This window comes from Methanocrinis sp., from assembly GCF_049974945.1.
In the GTDB taxonomy this organism is placed as follows: Archaea; Halobacteriota; Methanosarcinia; order Methanotrichales; family Methanotrichaceae; genus Methanocrinis.
In genome coordinates this window covers 1-3,707 of the sequence record NZ_JBNGCU010000133.1, presented here as the reverse complement: position 1 = coordinate 3,707, position 3,707 = coordinate 1, and the positions used below count along the sequence as shown (strand labels likewise).

2 protein-coding genes and 2 tRNA genes are annotated in these 3,707 nt (G+C 61.9%); 2 read left to right on the top strand and 2 right to left on the bottom strand.

The features are described 5' to 3' along the window. The first annotated feature begins 184 nt into the window (after window positions 1-184). Entirely contained in the window at window positions 185-2,401 is a 2,217-nt protein-coding gene (locus tag ACP5EL_RS09600; protein WP_428402292.1) for a DNA topoisomerase I, read from the top strand. A gap of 34 nt (window positions 2,402-2,435) precedes the next feature. Here ACP5EL_RS09600 and ACP5EL_RS09595 read toward each other — a convergent pair. Beyond that, window positions 2,436-2,510: transfer RNA gene (locus ACP5EL_RS09595), tRNA-Ile, on the bottom strand. Between the two features lie 16 nt (window positions 2,511-2,526). Continuing rightward, a tRNA-Asn gene (locus ACP5EL_RS09590) sits at window positions 2,527-2,599 on the bottom strand. Window positions 2,600-2,655: 56 nt separating this feature from the next. On the opposite strand from ACP5EL_RS09590, the gene ACP5EL_RS09585 reads away from it, so the two are divergent. Continuing rightward, a complete protein-coding gene (locus ACP5EL_RS09585; RefSeq protein ID WP_428402291.1) occupies window positions 2,656-3,702 on the top strand; it encodes an mRNA surveillance protein pelota in 1,047 nt (348 codons plus the stop codon). Window positions 3,703-3,707 lie beyond the last annotated feature (5 nt).

The window sequence follows — 3,707 nt, the reverse complement described above, 5'->3', positions numbered from 1 at the left end:
CGTATCATCTGTAAACTGACGGTTGAAGACCCCCGCGGGGGAGAGGTGAGAGCCGGGGGGAGGGAAAAGCAGAAACGCTGGGTGGAAGACGCCTGCCGCCCGCACCCTCTCCGAGGAGCCTTAAAGGTGAATATGGCAGGCTGCGATAAATACTTATATCATCTCCAGAACTGGCGGAGATCGGATGCATCTCATCATTGCGGAAAAGCACAATGTGGCCAAGCGGATCGCCCAAATTCTCGCCGCCTCCAAGCCCAAGGTCAAAAGGGTCCACGGGATCGAGACCTTCCATTTTGACGACAAGGTGGTCATGGGCCTCTCCGGCCATATAGTCGGCGTGGATTACCCCCCCGGGTACAACAACTGGCAGAAGGTCGGCTACAGGGACCTGATCCAGGCCGAGGTGGTGACCAAGCCCACCCAAGAGAAGATAGTATCCGCCCTCCGCGACCTCGGAGAGGAGGCCGATCAGATCACCATCGCCACCGACTACGACCGGGAAGGGGAGCTGATCGGGGTAGAGGCGCTCCGGATAGTCGAAGAGGCGAACGCCCGGGTCAAATCCGACCGGGTCAGGTTCAGCGCCATAACCAAAGGCGAGATCATGGACGCCTTCGACTCCCCCGGCGAGGTGGACTACGACCTCGCCTCCTCCGGGGAGGCGAGGCAGGTGGTGGACCTGATCTGGGGGGCGGCCCTCACCCGGTTCATCTCCATCACCGCCGGAAGGCTGGGGAAGGGCTTCCTCTCGGTGGGAAGGGTCCAGTCGCCCACCCTGACCCTGATCGTCGATCGGGAGAAGGAGATCGAGGCCTTCAAGCCCCAGCCTTACTGGGAGATCTATGCAGACCTGGAGAAGGAGCTGCGGGTCAAGCACGAGAAGGGGAGGATATGGGAAGGCGACCTGGCGAGATCGATATTTGAGGAGCTGGGCGAGGTCGCCGAGGTGGTCTCGATAAAGGAGAAGACGAGGACCGATCGCCCCCCGGCCCCCTTCGACACCACCGCCTTCATCAGCGCCGCAAGCAACATCGGCTTCTCCGCATCCAACGCCATGAGGATCGCCGAGTGGCTCTACACCAGCGGGTTCATAAGCTATCCTCGGACCGAGAACACCGTCTATCCGCCCAGCTTGGACCTGAAGGCCCTGGTCTCGGCCTTCAAGAGGGGGCCGTTCCGGGAGGACGCTGAGAAGGTGCTGAAAGGGCCCATGAAGCCGACCAGGGGAAAGAGGTTCTCCACCGACCACCCCCCCATATACCCGACGGAGCCGGCCACCAAGAAGGATATGAAGGACGACCAGTGGAAGATCTACGAGCTGGTAGTCAGACGCTTTTTGGCGACCCTCTCCGAGCCCTCTCGCTGGATCACCATGAACGTCAGGCTCGACATCGGCGGCCAGCCCTTCCGGGCCATGGGCGCCCGACAGGTCGAGGCCGGGTGGAGGGCCTGCTACCCCTACAGCAAGGCAGCCGAGCAGATCCTGCCCGAGCTCTCCGAGGGGGAGAGGCTCTCGGTCCTGGGAAAAGACCTCGTCGAGAAGGAGACTCAGCCCCCCTCGAGATACGGTCAGGGAAGGCTGGTGAAGCTGATGGACGAGCTGGGGCTGGGTACGAAGTCGACGAGGCACGATATAATAAGCAAGCTCTATGCGAGAGCCTACGTCCACGGCAACCCCATGAAGCCGACGAACACCGCTTACGCGGTGATCGATGCCCTTGAACGCCACTCGCCCACCATCACCAAGCCGGAGATGACCAGGACCCTGGAGGAGGACATGACGAAGATCGCCGAGGGTCGTATCGGAGAGGGGGCGGTGATCGAGGAGTCGAGGTCGATGCTCGACGCAGTCTTCGACGACCTTCTCAGCCACCAGGAGGAGATAGAGACCACCCTCCGGGATGGGCTGCGGACCGACAAGATCGTGGGCACCTGTCCGAACTGCGGGTCAGAGCTGATCATCAGGAGGGGACGGCGCGGCAGCAGGTTCATAGGATGTACCGGCTACCCCGAATGCACCAACACGCTCCCCCTTCCCAAGTTCGGCATGATCATCGTCACCGACAAGACCTGTGAAGAGCACGGGATGTATCACATCCGGATAATCAACAAGGGCAAAAGGCCCTGGGACTTGGGCTGCCCCAAGTGCAACTTCGACCAGTGGCAGGCGAAGAAGGCTGAGGAGGCGAAGAAGAAGGCCGAGGTCGACCTTCTCGCCAAGATCCCGGGGATCGGCCCCAAGACCCTGGAGAAGCTCGAAGCCGCCGGGGTCAAGACCGCCCTCGACCTCGCCGGAGCCGAGGCCGATGATCTGGCGGAGAAGACCGGCCTCAACAAGAAGAAGATATCCTCCTGGCAGGTCGCCGCAAGAACTCTGACCGAAGAGGCCTCAACCTGCTGATCTCCGAGCATACTTTGATCGTATTTTGAGAAGATGGGCCTGGCCGGATTTGAACCGGCGACCACTCGGTTATGAGCCGAGCGCTCTAACCGGACTAAGCTACAGGCCCAAGAAACGTTTTTGGACGCCGCCAACAGGGCTCGAACCTGTGACGATCTGGTTAACAGCCAGACACTCTACCAACTGAGTTATGGCGGCTCGAACCCTGCCTTTTCAGGCAATCCATTTAAGCCTTTTGATCAGAGGGGTATCTCATGCGCGTTCTGAAGAAGAGCCTGCGCGGCGAGGAGGGGGAGATATCCCTCGTCCCCGAGTCGATCGACGACCTCTGGCACCTCAAGTACCTGATAGCCCCCGGCGACCTCGTCTTCGCCCTCACCCACAGAAAAGCGACAGCCTCGACCGACAAGCTCCGGCCCGAGAAGCTCGAACGAAGGCCCGTCCGGCTGGGGATCAGGGCGGAGTCGGTGGAGTTTCACACCTCCTCCAACTGGCTCCGAGTCCACGGGGTGATCGAGGTGGGGCCGGACGTCGCCAGCTACCACACCCTCAACCTGGAGCCGGGGGTCGACGTCTCCATCGTCAAGGTTTGGCGACCCGACGAGCTTGCCCGGATCAAAGAGGCCGTAGCCGAGTCGAAGAGGCCTAAGGTGGTGATCGCCCTCGTCGAGGAGGGGGAGGCGGCGATAGGGGTCCTAAGGCAGTTCGGTGTCGAGACCGTCTCGGAGGTGAGGGCAGGGGCCGGCAAGGGGATGGGCGGCAAAGGGGGCGACAGAAGATCCGAGTTCCTCGACGAGGTGGCCGGAGAGCTCAATAGGGTTGCCGTCTCCGGCTCGCGGGTCATCCTGGCAGGGCCCGGCTTCACCAAGGAGGACCTGAAAAAGAGGATCGACGCCACCTATCCAGACCTTGCCGCGAGGATAGTCCTATACGACGCCACCACCATGGGGATCTCGGGCTTCCAGGAGGTCCTCCGGCGGGGAGCGATAGACAAGATCCTGGAGGAGAGCAGGCTCGCCCTGGAGACGACCCTGATCGAGGACCTCCTCCGGGAGATCGCCACCGACGGCAGGGCCGCCTACGGTCCTGCCGAGGTGAGGGCGGTCGCAGAGCAGGGGGCGGTCGAGACCCTGATGGTCTCCGATGAGCTGCTCCGATTGCCCGAGGTCGACGAGCTGATGAGGACGGTCACGAACGCCAGGGGAAGGGTCGTCGTCTTCAGCTCGGAGTTTGAGCCGGGAAAGAGGCTCGAGGCCCTGGGAGGGGTGGCGGCGATCACTCGTTACAAGATCAACCGGTAAAAACG

Bases quoted from the DNA above. Each gene is read 5' to 3' on its own strand.
- ACP5EL_RS09600 (WP_428402292.1), top strand. From the start codon at position 185: ATGCATCTCATCATTGCGGAAAAGCACAATGTGGCCAAGCGGATCGCC.
- ACP5EL_RS09585 (WP_428402291.1), top strand. From the start codon at position 2,656: ATGCGCGTTCTGAAGAAGAGCCTGCGCGGCGAGGAGGGGGAGATATCC.